The 20979-nt window shown below is 69.1% G+C and carries 21 protein-coding genes; 8 read left to right on the top strand and 13 right to left on the bottom strand.

Annotated features, from left to right (window positions below):
• Positions 1–65: 65 nt before the first annotated feature.
• The 3 genes from V2J18_RS00590 to V2J18_RS00600 all read right to left on the bottom strand — a co-directional run bounded on the left by V2J18_RS00590 (position 66) and on the right by V2J18_RS00600 (position 1793).
• On the bottom strand, positions 66–722 hold the full coding sequence (locus V2J18_RS00590) for a hydrolase (RefSeq protein ID WP_064746998.1): 657 nt from the start codon (positions 720–722) through the stop codon (positions 66–68).
• Between the two features lie 98 nt (positions 723–820).
• Positions 821–1345, bottom strand: a complete 525-nt coding sequence (locus tag V2J18_RS00595; RefSeq protein ID WP_075575023.1) for a helix-turn-helix domain-containing protein — start codon at positions 1343–1345, stop codon at positions 821–823.
• A 136-nt stretch (positions 1346–1481) separates the two neighbouring features.
• Positions 1482–1793 (bottom strand): hypothetical protein, encoded by a 312-nt coding sequence (locus tag V2J18_RS00600; protein ID WP_336130578.1) that lies wholly within the window; start codon positions 1791–1793, stop codon positions 1482–1484.
• A 222-nt stretch (positions 1794–2015) separates the two neighbouring features.
• Between V2J18_RS00600 and V2J18_RS00605 the strand changes: the two genes are divergently transcribed.
• From V2J18_RS00605 to V2J18_RS00620, 4 genes are all read left to right on the top strand, one after another.
• On the top strand, positions 2016–5114 hold the full coding sequence (locus tag V2J18_RS00605; RefSeq protein ID WP_336130579.1) for a sensor histidine kinase: 3099 nt from the start codon (positions 2016–2018) through the stop codon (positions 5112–5114).
• Positions 5104–5730 (top strand): response regulator, encoded by a 627-nt coding sequence (locus tag V2J18_RS00610; protein WP_064747001.1) that lies wholly within the window; start codon positions 5104–5106, stop codon positions 5728–5730. Before V2J18_RS00605 ends, V2J18_RS00610 begins: the two co-directional genes overlap by 11 nt.
• A gap of 25 nt (positions 5731–5755) precedes the next feature.
• Positions 5756–7399 (top strand): MFS transporter, encoded by a 1644-nt coding sequence (locus V2J18_RS00615; RefSeq protein WP_336130580.1) that lies wholly within the window; start codon positions 5756–5758, stop codon positions 7397–7399.
• 308 nt (positions 7400–7707) lie between these two features.
• On the top strand, positions 7708–8211 hold the full coding sequence (locus V2J18_RS00620; RefSeq protein ID WP_336130582.1) for a cupin domain-containing protein: 504 nt from the start codon (positions 7708–7710) through the stop codon (positions 8209–8211).
• Between the two features lie 127 nt (positions 8212–8338).
• Here the strand turns inward: V2J18_RS00620 and V2J18_RS00625 are convergent, their stop codons facing one another.
• From V2J18_RS00625 to V2J18_RS00640, 4 genes are all read right to left on the bottom strand, one after another.
• Positions 8339–8689: a hypothetical protein gene (locus tag V2J18_RS00625; protein WP_261370030.1), complete on the bottom strand. Its 351-nt coding sequence runs from the start codon at positions 8687–8689 to the stop codon at positions 8339–8341.
• Positions 8690–8726: 37 nt separating this feature from the next.
• Positions 8727–9056: a heavy-metal-associated domain-containing protein gene (locus V2J18_RS00630; RefSeq protein ID WP_064747005.1), complete on the bottom strand. Its 330-nt coding sequence runs from the start codon at positions 9054–9056 to the stop codon at positions 8727–8729.
• Positions 9057–9075: 19 nt separating this feature from the next.
• Entirely contained in the window at positions 9076–9729 is a 654-nt protein-coding gene (locus V2J18_RS00635) for a hypothetical protein (protein ID WP_064747021.1), read from the bottom strand.
• Between the two features lie 74 nt (positions 9730–9803).
• A complete protein-coding gene (locus V2J18_RS00640) occupies positions 9804–10175 on the bottom strand; it encodes a hypothetical protein (RefSeq protein WP_336130584.1) in 372 nt (123 codons plus the stop codon).
• 229 nt (positions 10176–10404) lie between these two features.
• On the opposite strand from V2J18_RS00640, the gene V2J18_RS00645 reads away from it, so the two are divergent.
• Positions 10405–10824: a hypothetical protein gene (locus V2J18_RS00645; RefSeq protein WP_336130585.1), complete on the top strand. Its 420-nt coding sequence runs from the start codon at positions 10405–10407 to the stop codon at positions 10822–10824.
• A 6-nt stretch (positions 10825–10830) separates the two neighbouring features.
• On the opposite strand, the gene V2J18_RS00650 is transcribed toward V2J18_RS00645, so the two are convergent.
• Complete coding sequence (locus V2J18_RS00650; RefSeq protein ID WP_336130586.1) at positions 10831–11481, bottom strand: BON domain-containing protein; 651 nt, start codon at positions 11479–11481, stop codon at positions 10831–10833.
• A 179-nt stretch (positions 11482–11660) separates the two neighbouring features.
• On the opposite strand from V2J18_RS00650, the gene V2J18_RS00655 reads away from it, so the two are divergent.
• Together V2J18_RS00655 and V2J18_RS00660 are read left to right on the top strand one after the other, a co-directional pair.
• Positions 11661–12497: a universal stress protein gene (locus tag V2J18_RS00655; protein ID WP_336130587.1), complete on the top strand. Its 837-nt coding sequence runs from the start codon at positions 11661–11663 to the stop codon at positions 12495–12497.
• A 22-nt stretch (positions 12498–12519) separates the two neighbouring features.
• Complete coding sequence (locus V2J18_RS00660) at positions 12520–13767, top strand: MgtC/SapB family protein (RefSeq protein WP_336133027.1); 1248 nt, start codon at positions 12520–12522, stop codon at positions 13765–13767.
• A gap of 4 nt (positions 13768–13771) precedes the next feature.
• Here V2J18_RS00660 and V2J18_RS00665 read toward each other — a convergent pair whose 3' ends face one another.
• The 4 genes from V2J18_RS00665 to V2J18_RS00680 form a co-directional block, all read right to left on the bottom strand.
• Positions 13772–14143 (bottom strand): low affinity iron permease family protein, encoded by a 372-nt coding sequence (locus tag V2J18_RS00665; protein WP_064747011.1) that lies wholly within the window; start codon positions 14141–14143, stop codon positions 13772–13774.
• Between the two features lie 30 nt (positions 14144–14173).
• On the bottom strand, positions 14174–14719 hold the full coding sequence (locus V2J18_RS00670) for a GNAT family N-acetyltransferase (protein ID WP_336130590.1): 546 nt from the start codon (positions 14717–14719) through the stop codon (positions 14174–14176).
• Positions 14720–14880: 161 nt separating this feature from the next.
• A complete protein-coding gene (locus tag V2J18_RS00675) occupies positions 14881–15237 on the bottom strand; it encodes a hypothetical protein (protein ID WP_336130591.1) in 357 nt (118 codons plus the stop codon).
• A gap of 65 nt (positions 15238–15302) precedes the next feature.
• On the bottom strand, positions 15303–16982 hold the full coding sequence (locus V2J18_RS00680; RefSeq protein ID WP_336130592.1) for an ABC1 kinase family protein: 1680 nt from the start codon (positions 16980–16982) through the stop codon (positions 15303–15305).
• A 394-nt stretch (positions 16983–17376) separates the two neighbouring features.
• Between V2J18_RS00680 and V2J18_RS00685 the strand changes: the two genes are divergently transcribed.
• Positions 17377–19884: a cation-translocating P-type ATPase gene (locus V2J18_RS00685; protein ID WP_336130593.1), complete on the top strand. Its 2508-nt coding sequence runs from the start codon at positions 17377–17379 to the stop codon at positions 19882–19884.
• Here the strand turns inward: V2J18_RS00685 and V2J18_RS00690 are convergent.
• Positions 19881–20975 (bottom strand): acetate kinase, encoded by a 1095-nt coding sequence (locus V2J18_RS00690; RefSeq protein WP_336133028.1) that lies wholly within the window; start codon positions 20973–20975, stop codon positions 19881–19883. The two genes, V2J18_RS00685 and V2J18_RS00690, sit on opposite strands and share 4 nt — an antisense overlap.
• Positions 20976–20979 lie beyond the last annotated feature (4 nt).

Consider the following 20979-nt stretch of genomic DNA (forward strand, 5'->3'; position numbering starts at 1 on the left):
GACCGGCCAGAGTGGCGGCGAGCAGGCGGCGGCGGGTGCGGTCGGTCATTTCGGAGGGCCGCGGCTCAGTGGCCGCCTTCGGAGGCCCCGAACAACGTCTTGGCGTACTGGATGCCGATCCCGTACGCACCGCCGTATTCGCGGGCGATGCCGGTGGTCAGATCATAGGTTTGCGCCCGTGCCCAGTCGCGCTGCAGCTCCAGGAGGTATTGCACGCTGGTCATCGGCACTGCACCGGCCTGCATCATGCGCTGCATGGCGCGCTCGTGCGCTTCGTCGGAGACGTCGCCGCTGCTGTCGGCGATGACGTAGACCTCGAAACCCTGCTCGAGGGCCGAGATCACCGGTCCGACGATGCACACGCCCGTCCACAGGCCGGCCATCACCAGCCGCGATTTGCCGCCGGCGTTGACCCGATCGGTGACCTGAGCGTCTTCCCACGCGTTCATGCTGGTGCGGTCGAGCGCCGCCACTCCGGGAAACGCGGCGGAGATCTCCGGGAACAGCGGACCGGAGAACGACTTTTCCGCGACGGTGGTCAGGATCGTATCGACCCGGAAGCCGGCGGCGGCGCGGGCGACCAGGGCGACATTGTTGCGCAGTGCGGCGATGTCGATGGAGTGGGTGGCGAACGCCATCTGCGACTGGTGGTCGATCAGGATCAGGGTGTGGTCGGTCGGGGTCAGCAGTCGCTTGCCGGGAGTCGGGGTGGCGGTGGGCATCGGAGGGGTTCCTGTGGCGAACGGGGACGGGGTGGCGCCGGGATCTTTCGGCGAATCGCCCATGTCGACGGCTGCCGGATTGCGCCGGCGGGCCTTCGCTACACGATGCAGGCAGCGCGCGCGGATGGATTGGATGCGCGTGCTGTATGCGCATCGACCCGCGATGCGACACGTCGGCGGCGGCGTGCCGCAAACCGCAGCGCCGGGTACAGCGTCGGCGTGCAGAGGCAGTCGCCGGCGGCGAAGCGCCCCGGCGACTGCCCGGTGGCCCTGCGGAACACCCGGGTGAAATGGCTCTGATCGAAGAACCCCAGGGTCGTGGCGATGCGGCTCAGGCAGGGCGCGGGCTGGCGCAGCAAGCGCTTGGCCGCTTCGATGCGCTGCAGCTTCAGGTACTGCATCGGGCTCAGGCCGGTGCGGGCGCGGAACACACGGGCGAAATGGAACCGGCTGATGCAGGCTTGCTCGGCCAGGTGTTGCAGCGAAATGGGCATGGCCAGGTGCGCGTCGACGAAGGCTTGCACGCGGGCCATCGCCGCATCGCTCAGGCCTTCGGCCGTTGCCGGCGGCGGCGCGCTGCGGCCGGGTGCGGGGAGGCGGGACTGGACGTCGGTGCGTTTCACGGCCGGCTCCTGCGGTGATCGAGGGATTGCGCGCGGCGCGAGGCCTGGCGGTCGGCGCCTATGCTCGCCACTCGCGGGCTGCGGTTGAATCCCGGATCGGGCAAGCGTCCGCTCCCTCGATCGGGGGAGGCGAGACTCACGGCCTCCGTTCCGGCAGACGCAGCACGCGCCGGCCGAACAGATGCGCATCCATCGAGTAGGCGCCCGGACCGAGCAGGCTCAACGCCAGTGCAGCCAGCGCCAGCGCCAGCGCGCCCGGCGACACGGCCCATGCGCCCAGGCACCAGCCGATGCAGATCGATGCGCCGCTCAACAGGCCCAGCCATGGCGTCAACACGCCGCCGAGCAGGCCCAGGCCGATCGCGGCGGCGAACCAGTGCAAGGTCGGGGCCGCGGTGGGCCAGTAGGCGGCCGGATCGTGCTCGTACAGGCTCAATGCCGCAGCCACGCGCAATCCGACCAAGCCCAGACCCGGGAGGCCATGCGGAAAAAGGGAATAGAGACGCTGCACGCATCGAGCCTAAGCGGACCGTGCAGATTCGGCCAACCGCGGTCGGGGCAGGCGCAACTACCTCTTCCGGGGGATGGAGGGGCGCATGAATGCCGTAAATTTGTCGCCCGAAGGTTCAGCCAGGTTTACAGACGAGGGCACTGCGTGGAGTCGAGGGCCGTGCCAGCGCGAATTTTGACCGCAGTCGCGCTTATCGCCTGGCTGGTCTGCATGCCGCGCGGCGTCTCCGCCAGGCCGCGCTTCGACGCGCCGCAGTATCACCACAGCGCCTGGAGCCTGCGCGACGGCGCGCCGGCGGATATCTGGGCGATCGCCCAGGGGCGCGACGGCTATCTCTGGCTCGGCACCGGTACCGGCCTATACCGCTTCGACGGGGTCCAGTTCGAACCCTATCGCCCGTCCGGTCCCGAGTTCGCGTCCAACAACATCACCGCCTTGACCGTCGCCGGCGACGGCAGTGTGTGGATGGGGTTTCTGATCGGCGGCGTCAGCGTCGTCCGCAACGGCCGCGTGCACCACTACGGGCCGGCCGAAGGCGCGCCGACGCAGCTGATCATGGACTTGGCCGCGGACCGCGACGGCGTGGTGTGGGCCGCCGCCGCCAGCGGTCTGGCGCGATACGAGCGCGGGAGCTGGCGCAGCATCGGCGCCGAATGGGGTTATCCGGGCCCGCGTGCGGACGCGTTGTGGCTGGATGCCCGCGGTACCTTGTGGGTCACCACCGGCACCCGGCTGGTCTACCTGCCGCGCGGCGCGCGGCGTTTCCTGGACAGCGGCGAACCGGCCGGCCTGTACGCATCCCTGGCCCAGGACCTGCAAGGCCGGATCTGGATATCCGACGGCGAGCACGGCACCCGCGCGGTCGCCGCGACCCCCGCCCTGAGCGCGCGTTTGCGGCGCACGCCCACCGCTTATGCCCGGCTGGCGCGCATGCGTGTGGATCGTCATGGCGCGTTGTGGGGCACCGACCGCAGTGGCGGCGGCGTGGTCCGGACATCGGCGTTGCCGCGTTTCGGAACCGGCTACAGTCTGCGCGCGAACGACCTGGACGCCGCCATCGGCAAGCGCAACGGCTTGACGTCCGACCGTGCGGTGCCGGTGTTCGAGGACCGCGAAGGCAACGTCTGGGTCGGCACCAATCTGGGCCTGCACCGCTTTCGCTTCAACCGCATCAACGCGCTGCCCGACGAGCGCCTGAACCAGCAGAACACCTATGCCATCGGCATCGACGGCGCCTCCGGCCGCCCGCTGGTCAGCGCCGGCGAGCAGTTGTTCCGGATCGATGCCGACGATTTGGTCCCGCTGGCGCGTTCCGGCCGCGGCGAACTGTTCGATGCGATCGCGCGCGGGGACGGCGGCCGCGCCTGGATCGCGACGCGCGCGAGCCTGTGGCGCCGCGACAACGGCGCGATGACCGCCTTGCCCGCCCCCATACCCGGCGCCGGCCCGCGTCTGCTCGCGCCCGCGCCGCACTCGCAGCTGTGGGCGATCTGGGAGCCGGGCGGGCTGCAGCACTTCGACGGCGGACATTGGCGCGCCGCGGGCGCCGGCGTGCTGCGCTGGCGCGACGCGACGGTGCTGGCCGGCGCCAGCGACGGTGCGGTCTGGATCGGCTACCCGCGCAGCGAACTGGCGCGCTGGGACGGCGTCGCCCAGCGCCGCTACGGCAGCGCCGACGGTCTGCGGATCGGCGCGCTCACCGCGATCGCCGAGCTGTCGCCGGCGCCGGGCTCGGCCGCGGGCGAGCCGGACATGCTCGTCGCCGGCGAGACCGGCCTGGCGCTGATCCGCGAGGGCCGGGTGCGGTCGTTGGCGGCGGACCGTCCGCAACGGCTGACCGGCATCACCGGCATCGTCGCCGCCGCCGACGCGGCGCTGTGGCTCAACGGCATGCGCGGCCTGGTCCGGATCGAGCGCGACGAGCTCGAACGCGCCTTGGCGAAGCCGGGCCATGCGCTGCGCACCCAGCTGTTCGACGACGACGACGGGCTGCCCGGACTGGCCCAGCAGGCGGTGGTGACGCCTTCCGCGCTGGCCACGGCGGACGGACGCCTGTGGTTCGCCACCAACCAGGGCGTGGCGACCGTGGACCCGGCGCAAGTGCGCGCCAATTCGGTGGCGCCGCCGGTGACGATCCGCGGCCTGGCCGCCAACGGCCGCCGCTACCCTCCCGGTCCCCGGCTGAAACTGCCCGAGCAAGCGCGCGATCTGCAGATCGACTACGCCTCGCTGAGCCTGAGCATGCCCAGGCGCGCGCAGTTCCGCTATCGCCTCGTCGGCCTGGACGGACGCTGGCGCGACGCCGGCAACCGGCGCCAAGCCTTCTACACCAACCTACCGCCGGGGGACTACCGCTTCGAAGTGATCGCGGCCAACGAAAGCGGGCTGTGGAACCGGCGCGCGGCGACGCAAGCCTTCTCGATCGCGCCGCGCTTCACCGAAACCTGGTGGTTCGCGATGCTGTGTGCGATGGCCGCGGCGGCGGCACTGTTCGGCGCGTACCTGCTCCGGTTGCGGCAGATTTCCGCGCGGCTTCACGCACGCCTGGAAGAGCGCCACCAGGAACGCGAGCGCATCGCCCGCGAACTGCACGACACCCTGCTGCAGAGTACCCAGGGTCTGATCCTGCGCCTGCAGGGCGTCGCCAACAAAGTCCCGCACGGCGATCCGACCCGCGCAGCGATCGAGAGCGCGCTCGATCGCGCCGACGAAGTCATCGCCGAAGCCCGCGATCGCGTGCGCGACCTGCGCGCCGGCGGCGCCGGCCTGCCGCAAGGCCTGGCCGACGCCTTCGCCTATGTCGGCGCCGAGCTGGCCGAACAGCACCCCGCCGAGTTCAAGGTGGTGGTCGAAGGCCGGCTGCCGGAGCTGGACCCCTTGCTGCGCGACGAGTTGTTCCGGATCGGCCGCGAAGCGCTCGCGAACGCCTTCCGCCATGCCCGCGCGCGGCATATCGAAGTCGAACTGGCCTGCGATCGCAAGCGCTTGCGCCTGCGGGTGCGCGACGACGGCCGCGGGATCGACGAGGCCGTCCAGCGCGCTGGCGGCCGCCCCGGGCACTGGGGCCTGTCGGGCATGCGCGAACGCGCACTCGGCGTCGGCGCGCAGTTCCGGCTCTGGAGTCGCAGCGGCGGCGGCACCGAAATCGAAGTAACGCTGCCGCTGGCGGCCTGTGCGGGACGCCGCAACACCCACTGGCGGCGCTGGCTGCGGCGGATCCGCACAGCGATCCGGAGGAACCCGACCGATGCCCCCTAGACCGACCCGAATCCTGGTAGTCGACGACCATCCGCTGCTGCGCGAAGGCATCGCCAGCGTGCTGGAGAGCGAATCGGACATGCGCATCGTGGCCGAAGCGGCCAACGGCCGCGAGGCCGTCGACGCATTTCGCGGCAGCCTGCCGGACGTGGTGCTGATGGACCTGCAGATGCCGGAACTCGACGGCGTCGCCGCGATCGAAGCGATCCGCGCCGAGTTTCCGGCCGCGCGCATCATCGTGGTGACCACCTACCGGGGCGACGCGCAGGCGGTGCGCGCGCTCAAGGCCGGGGCGCAGAGCTATCTGCTCAAGAGCTCGCTGCGCAAGGAGCTGGTCGAGACCATCCGCGCCACCCTGGCCGGGCGCCGCCGCATCCCGCCGGAGGTCGCGGCCGAGATCGCCGCGCATTCGGCCGACGCCGAGCTGACCTCGCGCGAACTCGACGTGCTCAAGGGCGTCGCCGGCGGCAACTCGAACAAACTCGTCGCCGCGCAGTTGAACGTGACCGAGGAAACGGTCAAGGCGCACATGAAGAGCATCCTCGCCAAGCTCGGCGCCAACGATCGCACGCACGCCGTCACCATCGCCTTGCGGCGCGGCATCCTGCAACTGTAACCACCGCAAGAAAGGAAATGCCGCAATGAGCCAAGCATCGACTCCGGCGCCCGCCGAAGGCCCGTGGGCGCCGCTGCGCGAGCCCGACTTCCGTGCGCTGTGGCTGGCGATCCTGGCCGGCAACATAGGCACTTGGATCCACGACGTGGCCGCGGCCTGGGTCATGGCCGAAACCACCCGATCGCCGCTGATGGTGGCCGCCGTGCAGGCGGCGACGACGCTGCCCGTGGTGGTGTTGGCCGTGATCGCAGGAACCCTGGCCGACATCGTCGATCGGCGTCGCTACCTGATCGTCGCCCAACTGTGGATGTTCGCCGCGGCAACGGTCCTGGCCCTGCTCGCCCATTTCGACCGGCTCGGCCCCTGGGGCCTGGTCGCGCTGACCTTCCTGCTCGGTTGCGGAGCGGCGATGGCGATGCCCGCGCAGCAAGCGACCACACCGGAATTGGTGCCGCGCCGCTTGCTCGGACAGGCGGTCGCGCTGGGCTCGCTGAGCATGAACATCGCCCGCGCGATCGGGCCGGCGCTGGGCGGCCTGATCGTGGCGCAGGCCGGCGCGGGCTGGGCGTTCGCGATCAATGCCGTCAGCTTCCTCGGCGTGGCCGTGGTGCTGGCGCGCTGGAAGCGCAACGCCGCGACCGCGGCCTTGCCTCCGGAGCATTTCGGCGCGGCCCTGCGGGCCGGCCTGCGCTATGCACGCCAAGCCACGGTGCTGCAGGCGGTGCTGATCAAGGCCGCCGGCTTCTTCTTCTTCGCCAGCGCGCTGACCGCGCTGCTGCCGATCGTGGTCAAGCAGGAACTGGGCGCCAGCGCCGGCACCTATGGCCTGTTGCTGGGTTGCATAGGCGCCGGCGCCATCCTGGGGGCGATCGGCTTGCCGCGCGTGCGCCGGCGGCTGGACGGCGACCGATTGGTGGCGCTGGCGACCTTCGTCTACGCCGGCTGCATGCTCGCGATGGCGCTGCTGCGCGACGTTCGCCTGCTGTATCCGCTCGCCGTCCTCAACGGGCTGGCCTGGATCAGCGTGCTGTCCTCGCTGCAGATCGCGGCCCAGATTTCGGTGCCGGCGTGGGTGCGGGCGCGCGCGTTGTCGCTGTACATCGTGGTGTTCTCCGCCGGCATGGCCGCCGGCAGCCTGGGTTGGGGAGCAATAGCCCAGCACTGGGGCAGCGATCGTGCGCTGACGATCGCAGCGGGCGGCGCAGCCGTCGCGGCGCTGGCGCTGCGGCGCTTTCGCCTCGGTGCGGCGGCGCAGCTCGACACCGCCCCCTCGGGTCATTGGCCGCAGCCGCTGCCGTTGGCCGAGATCGCGGGCGAGCGAGGTCCCGTCCTGGTCACCATCGAGTACACGGTGCGCCTGGATCGGCGCGGCGAGTTCCTCGAACTGATGGCCTCGCTGGGTCGAAGCCGCCGCCGCGACGGTGCGATCGCCTGGTCGGTAGTCGAGGACACCACGGCGCCCGGCGTGTATCTCGAGTACTTCGTCGGCAGCTCGTGGCTGGAGCACCTGCGCCTGCACGAACGCGTGACCGAGGACGAACGCAGCCTGCAGCAGCGCATCGCCGGCCTGCTGGAACCGGACTCGCGCCCGCTGGTACGCCACTTCGTGGGCGGCCCGCCCGGTGCGCCGGTGGCGCAGCCCGAGCTCGACGGCGGCCGCGCGGTCTGAACCAGCGCATCGCGGCGCCGCGATGCGGCGTCGACCTCGGCGAAGAGCTCGCGGATGCGCGCGCGGCCCGGGCGGAGTAGGAACCGGCCTGTCGCGCATCGAACGGCGAACGCCGAACGCGTTCGACGCCGCCGCGCGGGTGTTTCCGGCCCGGTCGGAGTGATAGCGTTGGGCGATCCCGGCGCCGCCCGACGACGGCATGCGCAGGATAGTGCCGGTGACGATTCCGCCCCCTCCGGATCGACCGGTCCAGCCGGCCGGCGCTGGCCGCCTGCCTGCAGACATGCGACCTTCAGAGGAACTGAGCAATGTCCGACCCCGCCAAGACGCTTTCCGACCGGCTGATCCGCAACGTTCATGAGGTTCCCCTGGAACGCTTCGTGCGCGGCTCGACGTACGCGAGCGATCGCGTGCGGATCACCGAGGGCACGGCCGCGCGCAAGCTGGCTGCGGCTTATGACGTCGTTCCGGCGGGGATGCGGGTGTGCCCTTACCACCTGCACTACGCGCAAGAAGAGATGTTCATCATCCTGGAGGGCTCAGGCACGTTGCGCGTCGCTGGCGAAATGCTCCCGGTGAAGGCCGGCGACGTCATCTGCATCCCGCCCGGGCCGGAATACCCGCACCAGCTCATCAACACGTCAGCGCAAGACCTGAAGTACATCTCGATCGGAACCACCGACGATCCGGAGATCTGCGTCTACCCCGATTCGGGCAAGTTCATGGCCGAAGCCAATCTGGGCGGCGCGGCGCCCTTCGAAGCGATCGAGCGGATCGGCGACGGCGTGGACTACTGGAGCGGAGAGATCTGATACGGCTGCGTGCAGTCGCGTCGAAGCCGGAAACGGCCGGAAGAGGGCGACCAAGCGCGCAAAAGTATCAGGGCGTCTACTGGTCCGGCGGACTAAAAAGAGGGCGGCCGGCTGGCCGCCCTCGCCATCAGCTCAAGTTCGGCAGAACAAACGCAAAGACCGCGCCCAGCGCCGTGCAGGCAGCCGCCAGCGACCACAGCGCCACGCTGGCTCGGCGCAAGCGCCGGCATGCCGCAGACAGGCCAGGGTCCAATGGACAGGGCAACGTTCGTGCCCGCAGCAACGTCGCTCCGGACACGGCCAGCATCGTCGCTGCGAGCGCGAAGACCGCCGCCTTGTGTTCGGACAGCCATACGAGCTGCGGCACCGCCGTCGCCAGCCCGGCGAGCGCGGCCCCCGCGCCCAGCGCGACCATGACCGCGGGGAGCACGCAACACACCATGGCGCCTGCGCTGGCGATCAGGGTGAGGAGCGCCATGCCGAGATTGCGGCGTAGAGGCGTTTGCGACCGGGTCTCAGTCATCGCGCTTCGCCCTCTTGCGCAGTTCGTCGAGCGAGCGTTCGGTCCGCCGGATAGCGACTACGGTGTAGCCCGAATCCTTGAGCGCTTTGCGCAATACGGCGTCGTCGATATCGACGCCGTCCCTCAGCTTCACCGCCACCAGGCGGTTCTCCAGGCTGACGAACACCGCTTCTGTCGCGGGCAGTTTCTTCAGCGTCTTCTCGATGCCCTGGGCGCAGAAACCGCACACCAGTCCATTGACGTCCATCTCGACGGTACGGGCGGCGGCGAATGGAGACGCGATCGCCAGTGCGATCGCGATGAGCAGCTTGTATCGGTTCATGAGTTGGGTTCCTGCCGAATCAGAAATTGAACATCGCCATGGCTTGGAGCTTGCCGTCGGTCGTCGCGCCGATCTCTACCCAGGCGCCCTTCTTGAAGAAGCGAACCAGGACAGCGGTTTCGGTACCGTCGAACAGGTCTCCGGTGTAGCGGCGTCCCTGGACGACGAACCAGGTGGCCAAGGTGTCGTAGTCGTGCTCGTACGGCGCCCATCCCAGTTGCAGCGTGTCGATGCGGTGCGAGAAGCGATCGCTTTCCTGCAGGTCGGAGCGGAAGGCCGCGTAGATGCGTCGGGTTTCGTAATCGACCTGCGTGCCCACGTTGCGAGCCGATGTGTCGCCGGCGAAGTCGTTCCCGGTCGCCTGGCCGAGGCCGCCCCAGACGAAGGCGTTGGCCTGGGCGCCCGGCAGGTTCCACCGCTTGACCAGCAGGTTCGCGCGCATGTAAGCGATGTGGCGCTGCTTCGATCCGTCTTCGCTGGAAAGCTCCAGCCAGCCGCCGCCTACCGAGTACCAGTAGCGCGGCGCATAGAACAGCTGAGCTTCGTTCATGGTTCCGGCACCGTACTCGGCCATGACGGTCGTGCCTTTGGCGAATGCGATCGGTTTGGCTGCCGCGACTAACGGCAATAGACCGAGCAGCGGAAGCGCTGCCCGGAACAAGAGGCGTTTCATGGTGAGTTCTCCGTGATCGCCGCGCACGGCGGCGTGCGGACGCAATGCGTCCGAGGTGGTTCGCTACGGAGAAATCAGGCGATCGGCGGCCTGAACGGGGTGGCGATCGGCTGCGTGGGGCGCCCGGGGACATTCCAGGACGCAGGCGCCATGTGCAGCGGAATGGCGGCCGCAAGCCGGGGGAACTCGAGCAGGCAGGCCGTGCCCAGGCAGGCGGACAGGTCGCACGACGCCGGCGTGCAGCAGTCGCATGGTGGATCGCGAGAGTCCGCGGCTCGCATCCCTTCGCCGCAGGGGGTGTCCGCCATCGCGACGGCAGCCGGCATGGCCGCCGCTGGATGCAGGGCGGAGTCCATTGCCTGGACCGGCGCAGCGAACGACGTGGCGATCAGAGTGATGATCACCAGCCAATGCAGCGCCTGACGGGCAAGCGGACGGAACGTCATGGCCGGATTCTAGCGCTATCGATGCGTCTCTCCACGCCATTGGTCGGGGCGTCCGGTCCATTCAGCCGGCGCCGGGCGGGGTCGTTTGCCTGTTCGACGGCGGGCCTCCAGTGACCTTGGGTTCCGGCACATGCCAACATGCCCCCGTTGGACGCCGCAAAGCATCGCGGGTATCGGCCCAGCTATCTTGGGAGCGTGCCGGCCGACAGAACCCGAAAACAGAAGAGCAATGAGCATGTTCGATGACTTGAAGTTGCAAGACGAAGTGGTGACGGGGACGTGCGCTCTTCATGGCGGCGTCCTGGACGTGGAGTTCGATCTGGAGCAAGACGGCGCCGATATCGGCGACTTCGCCGAGTTGATTTCCGCGTCCGAACGCTGGATTGCGGAATTCTCGTCGGAGACGCTGAGCAAGTTGAAGGGTGCACTGGCGAAAGAACTGACCGATTCCGCCTACGAAGGCTGGGAGGAGGGCGCAACGGATCGGGACTACGCCGGTCTGGAAAAGGAGCTGACGCTGACGAAGATCCGCTTCTTTGCCGATGAGGCCGTATCGCTGGTGTTCGTGGCGAAGCGGGAATACGCCGATATGGACATTTATTGCCAGATCGATAAGGCGTTCGAGATCGAAGACGTCATGGTGGAGTAGCGGGCGCTACCGCACCCGGACCCGGTTATCGACCGCGCGGACCCCGGCGACCAGCCAGGCGGCGTCCTCGACGGCGTTGCGGGCCCGCCAATCGGCGACCTTTCCTTTCAGCACCACCTCGCCCTGCTCGTCCACTTCCACGCGCACGCGCTCCGACTCCAGGTCGGCGCGGCGGCGCATGGCGTCCTTGATCGAACGCTTTACGTCTTCGCGGCAGCTCACGCGTCGAATCTCGATCCGGTTATCGATGGACGAAACGCCCGCCAGGCGACGCAAGTCGGTTTCCACGCGGTTGCGCTGGTACTGCCAGTCCACCATGCCGGTCAACAGCACCCGCCCCTTGTCGACTACGACGGTGACCGAATCCTTCGGCAGCGTGGCGTCCCAGGCCAGCACTTCGACGGCTCTTCTGGCGATCAATTCGTCGTCGGGACAGGTTTCCGAAGCGCAGCGCACTTCCACGTCGACGATTACGCCTCGCACGCCTCTGACCCTGGCCGCCGCGCTGGCCACGGCGTACTTGTCGGCCAGGCTGGGCACGTGGCCGGTCAGTCGGACGAAGCGGTCTTCGACGCTGACGCCGATGCCGCTGGCGTCGACCCGCGGGTCGTAGCCCAATTCCTGCAGCACGTATCTGCGCAATTTCTCGCTGTTCATGACCGCCGCCCGAGGCCAGGGACTACAGTCGACGCCGCGACCGGGGGCCGGTCGCTGACTCCGATCAAGTCCGCCCCATTCAGCTTCTGGCGATGCGAAGATCTCTTGATCCAAATCATGCTTGCTCCTCGCCGCGGGCGTGCAATGGCTACACCCCGGCCGGCACGAGGAGCGGCGTCATGTACAAGAGTCTGTTGTTGCCCCTGGTCGACCGCGACGGCGACGCCGACGCGCTGGACTTGGCCGTCCGTCTGGCGGCGCTCCACGGCGCACATCTGTCGGTGTTGGTCATGATCGATCTGCCGCCGCCGGTGGTCGATCCTTGGGGGCTGATGCCGGACCCGGTGACCGCGCAATCGCATGCCGATCTGCGCGAACGCGGCAGCGCCCGGCTGGCGGCGCTGCGCGAGCGCCTGGCCGCCGAAACGATCGATTGGGAGGCCCGCACCGTCGAAGCGATGAGCATGGGCGCGCCGCGCGCAGCGACGCGAGAAAGCTACGATTGCGATCTGGTGGTGCTCGGTGGCGCGATCGGCGATACGGTGGAGTCGGCGGTGCCCCGCGAATACTTCTCCAGCCTGCTGCTGGAGGCCGGTTGCCCGGTGCTGGTGGTGCCGCCGCGCTGCGCGGCGGAAGTGCCGACCCGGTGCATCACGATCGCCTGGCAGCCGACCCGCGAGGCAGCGCGCGCAGTCCGCGCGGCACTGCCGCTGCTTCGTGCCGCAAAGACGGTGGACGTACTGGCCATCGACGACGGCAAGACGCCCGATGCCGAACCTTCCGGACGGCGGATGATCGCTTATCTTCGCCGGCACGGCGTCGAAGCGTCTTGGGTCGCGCGTCCGGCAGGCGAAGAGACCGTCGCCACGCGAGTGCTCCAGTTCGCCCGCCACAGCCGTTCGCAGCTGCTTGTCGTCGGCGGCTACGGCCATTCGCGCCTGCGCGAATGGGCGCTCGGCGGCGTTACCCGCGAGCTGCTCATCGGCGCCGACCAGCCCGTGCTGTACGCGCATTGAGCAAGCCGGCCGCTTGAACGCCATGTCGGCCGCCGCTCCGCCGTCGTTGGTCGGCCTCGGGGTCGCCCTCGGTGTCGGCCTGTTGGTCGGACTGGAGCGCGAACGCGCGCACCGCGGACGCGCCGCACGCCAACCGGCCGGGATCCGCAGCTTCGCCCTCAGCGCGTTGATCGGCGCCACGTCGATGCAGCTGGGCGATGTCGGCCTGTTGGTGGCTGGCGCCACTGTCGGCGCGCTGATCGTCGCCGGCTACCTGAGCACACGCGAGCACGATCCGGGACTGACCACCGAAGCGGCCTGGCTGTTGACCTTTCTTATCGGCGCGCTGGCCATGCGCGCCGCAGCGGTCTCCGCCGCGCTCGGCGTGATCCTCGCGGTGCTGCTGGCCGCGCGCGAACGCCTGCACCGCTTCAGCCGGCAATGGATAGGACGCGAGGAACTGCGCGGCCTGCTGCTGTTGGCCGCTTGCGCTTTCGTCATCCTGCCGCTGTTGCCCGATCGCGCGCTGGACCCGTGGGGCGCGGTCAATCCGCATCAACTGTGGACTCTGGCGGTCGGCGTGATGACGATCAGCGCCGGCGGCTATCTGGCTACGCGCGTGCTCGGCGCCCGGGCCGGGCTGCCGATCGCCGGCCTGGCGGGCGGTTTCGTGTCCAGTACCGCCACCATCGCGGCGATGGCCGAACGCGCCCGCGCCATGCCGGCGCAGGCGCCGTTGGCGGCCAGCGCCGCGCTGATGTCGAACATAGCGACCGTACTGCAATTGGCTTTGGTGCTGGGGCTGATCTCGCCGGTCTTGCTCGCGTGGGCGGCGCCGGCTCTGGTCGGCGCGGGCCTGGCCGCGCTGGCGGCGGCCTGGCTGGCTGCACGCGCCGCCGCAACCCTGAAGGACGAGGCGGCGCCGGTCGTGGCGGGACGGCCCTACGACCTGTGGGCTGCGCTTCGAATCTCGGCGCTGCTGGCTACCGTGCTGGTGGCCGCCGCGCTTCTGCGCGCCTGGCTGGGGCCCGCAAGCCTGCCGTGGGTACTGAGCTTCGCCGGGCTGGCCGACGTGCATGCCGGAGCCGCCGCCGCGGCCCAATGGGTCGCCCAGGGCGGCGAGGCGCGCTTGGCGCATTACGGCCTGTTCGGCGCGTTCGCGGTCAACGGTGCCATGAAGTGCCTGCTCGCGCTGGCGCGCGGGGGCTCGGCATACGCATGGCGAGTGACGGCCGGCGTGTCGGCGATGCAGGCGGCTTTCGTTCTCGGCGCGGCGCTGTCGGCCTGGTGACGCATCAGCCTTTTCGCGTTCGTTCGGCGAGTTCTTCGTAGCGGCGACGGAACGCATCCAGGGACTCCTCGTCCAGTTCCTCGATGTCCATCAGCGCGTTGTTGGCTTGCTTGGTGGCGCGAATGAGTTCGTCCAGCTTGATGTGGATCGCCTCGGTGTCCCGGCTCTGAGTGTTCTGTATCAGGAACACCATCAAGAACGTGACGATGGTTGTGGCCGTGTTGATCACCAGCTGCCAGGTATCGGAGAACCCGAACAGCGGTCCGACCGCCCACCAGATGCCAATGGCCACGCCGGCCATGCCGAACGCCGCGGGCCGTCCTGCGAATCGGGCGGCGTGCTTGGCGAGACGATCGAAGGCGCGCGTCGCGGACATAAGTCGCCCTCGCCGAGTCGAGCTCGGCGCTTACAGTACGAGTTCATGAATGATCAAACTTGCGTCGCCCGGGTCGACACGGGCGCGAAACCCCAAGTGCGACGCCAGTTCGCGCATATCGGCGTTGCCGGCGAGATCCATAGAGTACATCCGGCGCAGGCCGCGGGCTCGGGCTCGTTCGGCCAGGTCTCGGACGAGTGCCGTGCCCAGGCCCTGATCCTGCCAGTCGTCGGCGACCACTACCGCGCATTCGCCGTCGACCGCGTCCGGCGACGCCATGCTGAATCGCGCCGCACCCACGATGCGTTCGGTGCCCTCGTACGATACGACCGCCACCAAGGCGGCCTCGCGCCGGGCATCTATGTTCACCAACGAATCGAGCAGCTTGTCGTCCGGCGACTTCAGCTGGGCCAGGAAGCGATGGCGGCGCGATTCATCCGACAATCCTTCGATAAAAGCGCGCTCGGCGGACCGGTCGGACGGCGCGATGTCCCGGATGCGGACGACGCGGCCGTCCCGCAGCGTTTGCGCGTGCGGCGGACCGGAGGGGCGGGAACTGTCGGAGATCTCATTCATTGCATCGGCTCCGGGATCGACAAGGCGAGCGTAGCCTCCCGCGCAGCCGTGCGATTGATCCGCGTCAAATCCGGCGCCAGTCAGTTGTGTCCCTGCTGCCGACATCGGCCCGGCCAGCGTGCCCGCGCGGGCGCCGCCCGCCGGCCGCAGCCATCGGCGAGCTATTGGCTGCTGGCCGGCTTCTGTTCGATCACGCGTTCCAGCACCAGGCTCGCGCCGGACGAGGGGGTGGCCGGCAGCTCCCGGACTTGCAAGACGTAGTCCGATCCCGGGCGGTAGTCGAATCCATGCACCTTGGCGCAGCGGCGTATCAAGCGGTTGCCCACGCGCTCCCGCACTTGGTAGTGAACGTTCTCGATGCCGACGCAATCCCGGCTTTGAACTATCTGGACCTGTTTGCCGACGCCGCTCGCGATACGCGATGCATCGTGCGCGGGAGCGCCGTCCAGCAGGATTTGCGAAAAGCAGCCGCTGCCGGACAACGCAAGCGCGGCGACGGCCAGTGTTCGGATTCCCATGATCGATCTCCCGGGGATGTGGTAAAGCTCGGATCGCCGCTTCCCATCGCATTCCTGCGGACGCCCTACTTCCCGCCACCGCTGCGGAAGATCGCGGAAAGCAGCCATATGCCCAGCAGCGAAGCGCCGACGAACCCCAGCAACCCGAACACGGGAAGCCCCAGAAAAGTCGGCCCACCCTTGACGGTCATGGCGATCGACGAGCCGACGATCAGGGCCGAAATCACCATGCTTCCGGCCAGGCGATTGGCCGAATGCGCCACTTGGCGACTGAATTCGCCGACTTCGTCGAGATCGATGCGCAGCCGCGCGTGGCCCGACTTCAAGGAGCGCATCAGCTTGCCCAGGTCGCGCGGCAGCGCAGCGATCAGGTTCGCGGCGTCCGTGATGGTGCGCGCGCCGCGTCGTGCGAGTGCGGCAGGGCCGAACTGGGCGGCGATCGCGCGGCGCAGAAACGGCCGCGCTTGGCTGGCCATGTCGAACCCCGGATCCAGCAGCCGTCCCAGGCCCTCCAAGGTCAGGCACACCTTGACCAGCAGGGCCAGATCGGCCGGCAGGGCGAGGCCGTGCCGGCGCAGTATCTGCATCGTATCCAGCAGCATGGCGGACAGATCGAGTTGCCCCAGCGGCACCCCGTAATAGCGATCGACGAACGCATCCACGTCGGCCGACAATTGCTCTTCGTCGATATCGGACCGCTGGGTCCAATCCAGCAGGGTTTCCGCGACCCGGTGCGCATCGCGTTCAACCAGGCCGAACAGCAGGCAGACGACTTCCTCTCGCCGCTGTCTCGACAACCGTCCTACCATGCCGAAATCGATCAGCGCGATGCGGCCGCCTGGGAGAACGAGAATGTTTCCGGGGTGCGGATCGGCATGGAAGAATCCGTGTTCCAGAACCATCTTCAGCACCACCTGCGCGCCGGTGCGCGCGAGCTGCATCCGATCCGCGCCGATGGCCAGCAGCCCAGGAAGATCGGCGACCGGCACGCCATCGGCGAAGTCCTGAACATTCATGTGTTCATTGGTGTAGTCCCAATGCACCTTGGGCACCAGAATCCGATCGTCGCCGGCGAAGGCCGCGCCGACGCGATCGGCATGCCGGCATTCGGAGGCCAGATTGAGTTCGTCCGTCAAGGCCTCGGCGAACTGGCGCACCACCTCGACCGGATGGAACCGGCGCGCTTCCACGAAGCGCGCTTCGATTTTCCTGGCCGCATAGCGCAACAACCTCAAGTCGGCGGCGACGATGGGCGAAATTCCGGGGCGACGGACTTTCGCCACCACGTCCCGGCCCTGCGGCAGCTTGGCCCGATGCACTTGCGCGATCGATCCCGCCGCCAACGGCGCGGGGTCGATCCACGCGAAGACGGCTTCCGGTTCCGCCCCCAGCGCCTGTGTCATTTCGGCCCGGATGGCTTCGAACGGCACGGGGGGCACGGTGCTGTGCAGGCGGCTGAACTCGGCGATCCAATCCGGCGGGAACAGATCCACGCGCGTCGCCAATACCTGGCCCAGCTTGACGAAGCTCGGTCCCATTTCCTCCATCGCGCGCCGGACCCGCGTATGCGCCGGCAAGCTCACCAGTTCTTCCAGGTGCCCCAGCGGCAGCACTCTGCCCGCTCGGGCCAGCACCCGCACGAGCCCGAGGCGTCGGGCCAAGTCGCCGAATCCGTAACGGCTCAGGATCGCTACCAGGGTCTGCAGTCGGCCCAGGTCGTGCGCTGCTACCAAGGTGTCCCACATGGCGGCGACTCCACTGCGCGGCGACGGCCTCGCGCGCGCCACCGCGCCGTCCGGCCGTCATCGCGGTCAGTTGAGCGCCGTGGCCCGGACCCGACTTTGATCTGGGTCAATTCATCGGCTGCGGGCGTTATCGTCCCCCAATCCGCCGCTCGTCCGTCGCCGGGCCGCCCTCTCGGCGGTGGGTTGACCCAGGTCAAGGCAGCCAGGCCGGCCCGCTAGAACCATGTCTGCCTGGGCTTGTCGCCGCGCGAGTCGCTGCGGGCTTGTCCGGCCCCGCGAGTCGGCCCCGACTCGTGCCGACGGGTCGGCAGCGGCGCATGCGGAGTTGCGCCCACGGCCAGGAAGCGCCCCCCCGCCGGCTTTCCGGGCGCCGTTGGCCATCCGTGGAGCGAGCATGACGATCCCTGACGCCGCCAGCGAGCCCCCCGACCCGCCAGGGCTATCCAGTGCGGAAGCGGCGCTGCGGCTGGAACGCAACGGCCCCAATCGCCTGCCGCAACCGGACCGACGCAACGGCTTGCGCATCGCTCTCGGCGTGGTCCGGGAACCGATGCTCCTGTTGTTGCTGGCCGCGGCCGGGCTGTATCTGCTGCTCGGCGATCCACGCGAGGCATCGGTGTTGCTGGCATCGGTCGGCTTGGTGATCGGCTTGACCGTGATTCAGGAGTACAGATCCGAGCGGGCGTTGCAGGCGCTGCGAGATCTCAGCAGCCCACGCGCGCGGGTACTGCGCGACGGCGATGTGCGCGTTGTGTCGTCGCAGGAATTGGTGGTCGGCGACGTCGTCGCCGTTGCGGAAGGCGACCGGGTTCCGGCCGATGCGCGGGTACTGGACGACTACGACCTGATGCTCGACGAGTCGATGCTGACCGGGGAGTCGATGCCTGTGCGACGCCAGGCCGGCCCGGCGGCCGACGTGGAGACGAACCGGATACATGCGGGCACGCTGGTCGTGCGCGGGCATGGCATGGCCGAGGTGGTCGCCACCGGGAGCGCCACGGCAATGGGCCGCATCGGCGATCAGTTGCGTTTCCAGCGCTCTCCGCCGACGCCGATGCAACTGGAAATACGCCGCGCGGTCGTGCTGTTCGCGACGCTCGGACTGCTGGTCAGCGGATTGATGACTGGCTTGTATGTCGCGATCCATGGCGGATGGCTACAGGGCCTGCTGGCCGGCGTTACGCTGGCGATGGCCAATATCCCCGAGGAGTTTCCGGTGGTGTTGACCGTATTCCTGGCGCTGGGCGGATGGCGCATGGCGCGTCGCCGAGCGCTGGTCCGCCGGGCGCCCGCCATCGAGGCGCTGGGCTCGGTGACCATTCTGTGCACGGACAAGACCGGCACCCTGACCGAGAACCGGATGTCCCTGGCCGAGTGGGTCACCGAAGACGGAGCGGCGCCGCCGGACCGCTTGTCCTCTCCCTCGCAACACCGGCTGCTGGAGATCGCCGACCGGGCGTGCCCGGATCGGCCCTTCGACCCGATGGAGCTCGCCATCCGCGCGGCCGCGACCGGACTCGGACCATCGTCGGTTCGGGTACGGATTCACGAGTACCCGTTCGGCAAGGACTTGCTCGCGACCACGCACGTCTGGGAAGACCCGTATTCCCCCGAGCTTCTGATCGCCAGCAAGGGGGCGCCGGAGACGATCGCCGCCCTATGCCGCTTGTCGCCGGAACGGACGGACGCGGTATTGCAGGCGGTCGAGCGCATGGCCGGGCGCGGCTTGCGGGTCATCGCCGTCGCCGTGGCGGCCTGGCCTCCCGGTCCGGTGGCGCTTCCATCGACGCCGCGCGACTTCCATTTCGAATGGCTAGGGCTGCTCGGCTTCGTCGACCCGCTCCGCGGCGGGGTAGCCGATGCCATCGGCCAGGCCCGCACCGCCGGCGTGCGGGTGATCATGCTGACCGGCGACCATGTGGCGACGGCGCGCGCCATCGCCGCTCAAGCCGGCATGGACCGATGCGACAGCGTCGCCCTCGGGGCCGACCTGGAGCGACTCGACGACGCTGCCGTGATGCGTTGCATCCAGGACACGGACGTTTTCGCGCGCGTCAAACCCGAGCACAAACTCCGCCTGGTCGAGGCGCTGAAGCGCGCCGGAGAAGTCGTCGCCATGACCGGCGACGGAGTCAACGACGCGCCGGCGTTGATGGCGTCCCATGTCGGCGTGGCGATGGGCGGACGCGGAACCGACGTCGCCCGGGAAGCGGCGTCGATCGTGTTGCTCGACGACGACTTCGTGACGGTGGTGCGGGCCATCCGCCAGGGACGCGTCGTCTACGACAACATCGTCCGCGCGATCCGCTACATTCTGGCCGTCCATGTGCCCATCACCGGACTGGCGTTGCTGCCCTTGCTGTTCGGCGCGGCGCCGATGCTCATGCCCCTGCACGTGGTATTCCTCGAACTGATCATCGATCCGGCGTCCACGCTGGTGTTCGAGCGCGAACCCGCCGCCCCCGGGGTCATGCGCAGACCGCCGCGCCCGCCATCGCAACGCTTGCTGGATATGCGCACATTGTTCGGTAGCCTGGGCGTAGGACTTGCGGTGTTCGCCGCCGTCGTCGCCGTCTACGTGCTGGGTCGCTCGGCGGCGCTGCCCACGTCGCAGCTCGCGGCGCTTTGTTTCACCGCATTGATCTCGGGCAACCTGGGCCTGGTCGCACTGAACTGCAGGCGCGGCGATCGCCGCTGGACCTGGCGCTCGAATCCGGCGTTCTGGACGATCGTCGCATGCGCGCTCGGTACGCTGGTTCTGATTACGCGCATCCCTTCCTTGGGCATATGGTTCCGCTTCTCGCCGCCGCCGGTGGCCGGGTCCTTGCTCGCGTTTCTGGCGCCGCTGGCGGGATTGGTCCTGATCGAGGCCGCAACCCGCGTCCTGCGGCGCCGGCGCTAGCCGGCTGCGGAGTGCGCCTGCCGGCATTCCCGAGCGATTTCCGCTGCTTCGTCCACATCGACGCGCCATACCCGCGCCCTGCTCGCGGAGGCTTCGATCCGCAGGCTGCCGCGCGAATTGGCGGCCTCGTCCAGTCCGATGCCGAGCCAAGCCAGATACGCCACGATCGCCGAACGAACCGGCGCGGAACGGGCGCCGATGCCGCCGGAGAACACCAGATGCTCGATGCCCCCCAGGCGCGTCGCCATCGCGGCGACGGCCTGCGCGATGCGCAGGGCGAATACGTCCAGCGCCAGGGCCGCGGACGGCGCGGCGGAGGCGAGCAGCCGGCGTACATCGCCTGTTTCCCCGGATATCCCGCGCAGGCCGGAACGGCGATACAACCCCTCCTGCAGACTGTCGACGGTCATGCCGTGGCGCAAGAGATACAACAGCGCGCCCGGATCCAGACTGCCGCTGCGGGTCGTCATCGGCACCCCGTCCAGCGGCGTGACGGCCATGGTGGTGTCCAGACTGTTTCCGGCACGGACCGCGCACAGACTGGCGCCGCCGCCCAAGTGGGCGAGAACGATCCGGTCGTCGCCGATTTCGCTATCGGCCCGGCTCAGTTCCCGCACCGCCGACGCGAATGCGAGCCCATGAAAGCCGTATCGTCTGACGCCCCAGGCGTGCCACTCCTGCGGTACCGGCAAACGCCGGGCGTTCTCGGGAAGGCCGCGGTGCCAGGCGGTGTCGTAAGCCGCGTATTGGCGCGTGTGCGGCCACCGCTGCGACACCGCGCGTACCAACGCCAGCGCCGGCGGCTGGTGCAGCGGCGCCAGAAGCGCAAGGCGCTGCAATCTCGCGAGTTCGGCCGCGTCGAGCGCGCGCGCTTGCACGGCGTCTCCGCCATGGACGAAGCGATGCCCCACCCAGGCCGGCCGGCCGGGAAACGCCAGCGCGTCGATCGCCGATGCGAGCCGAGCGTCCGCGTCGTCGCCGGCGGCCAACCCGACATCGATATGTCTCACCGGAACCGGACGGCGGTCCGGCTGCGGGTCGAACCCCGCGTACCACGCGGCCTTCAGCGTCGCCGAGCCCAGATTGAGCACCAAG

The sequence above is a fragment of the Lysobacter firmicutimachus genome (assembly GCF_037027445.1).
Classification (GTDB): Bacteria; Pseudomonadota; Gammaproteobacteria; order Xanthomonadales; family Xanthomonadaceae; genus Lysobacter; species Lysobacter firmicutimachus.

Bases quoted from the DNA above. Each gene is read 5' to 3' on its own strand.
- V2J18_RS00675 (WP_336130591.1), bottom strand. From the start codon at position 15,237: ATGGGAATCCGAACACTGGCCGTCGCCGCGCTTGCGTTGTCCGGCAGC.
- V2J18_RS00650 (WP_336130586.1), bottom strand. From the start codon at position 11,481: ATGAACAGCGAGAAATTGCGCAGATACGTGCTGCAGGAATTGGGCTAC.
- V2J18_RS00625 (WP_261370030.1), bottom strand. From the start codon at position 8,689: ATGGCGCTCCTCACCCTGATCGCCAGCGCAGGCGCCATGGTGTGTTGC.
- V2J18_RS00640 (WP_336130584.1), bottom strand. From the start codon at position 10,175: ATGACGTTCCGTCCGCTTGCCCGTCAGGCGCTGCATTGGCTGGTGATC.
- V2J18_RS00630 (WP_064747005.1), bottom strand. From the start codon at position 9,056: ATGAACCGATACAAGCTGCTCATCGCGATCGCACTGGCGATCGCGTCT.
- V2J18_RS00680 (WP_336130592.1), bottom strand. From the start codon at position 16,982: ATGTGGGACACCTTGGTAGCAGCGCACGACCTGGGCCGACTGCAGACC.
- V2J18_RS00610 (WP_064747001.1), top strand. From the start codon at position 5,104: ATGCCCCCTAGACCGACCCGAATCCTGGTAGTCGACGACCATCCGCTG.
- V2J18_RS00620 (WP_336130582.1), top strand. From the start codon at position 7,708: ATGTCCGACCCCGCCAAGACGCTTTCCGACCGGCTGATCCGCAACGTT.
- V2J18_RS00645 (WP_336130585.1), top strand. From the start codon at position 10,405: ATGAGCATGTTCGATGACTTGAAGTTGCAAGACGAAGTGGTGACGGGG.
- V2J18_RS00660 (WP_336133027.1), top strand. From the start codon at position 12,520: ATGTCGGCCGCCGCTCCGCCGTCGTTGGTCGGCCTCGGGGTCGCCCTC.
- V2J18_RS00685 (WP_336130593.1), top strand. From the start codon at position 17,377: ATGACGATCCCTGACGCCGCCAGCGAGCCCCCCGACCCGCCAGGGCTA.
- V2J18_RS00615 (WP_336130580.1), top strand. From the start codon at position 5,756: ATGAGCCAAGCATCGACTCCGGCGCCCGCCGAAGGCCCGTGGGCGCCG.
- V2J18_RS00670 (WP_336130590.1), bottom strand. From the start codon at position 14,719: ATGAATGAGATCTCCGACAGTTCCCGCCCCTCCGGTCCGCCGCACGCG.
- V2J18_RS00665 (WP_064747011.1), bottom strand. From the start codon at position 14,143: ATGTCCGCGACGCGCGCCTTCGATCGTCTCGCCAAGCACGCCGCCCGA.
- V2J18_RS00590 (WP_064746998.1), bottom strand. From the start codon at position 722: ATGCCCACCGCCACCCCGACTCCCGGCAAGCGACTGCTGACCCCGACC.
- V2J18_RS00655 (WP_336130587.1), top strand. From the start codon at position 11,661: ATGTACAAGAGTCTGTTGTTGCCCCTGGTCGACCGCGACGGCGACGCC.
- V2J18_RS00635 (WP_064747021.1), bottom strand. From the start codon at position 9,729: ATGAAACGCCTCTTGTTCCGGGCAGCGCTTCCGCTGCTCGGTCTATTG.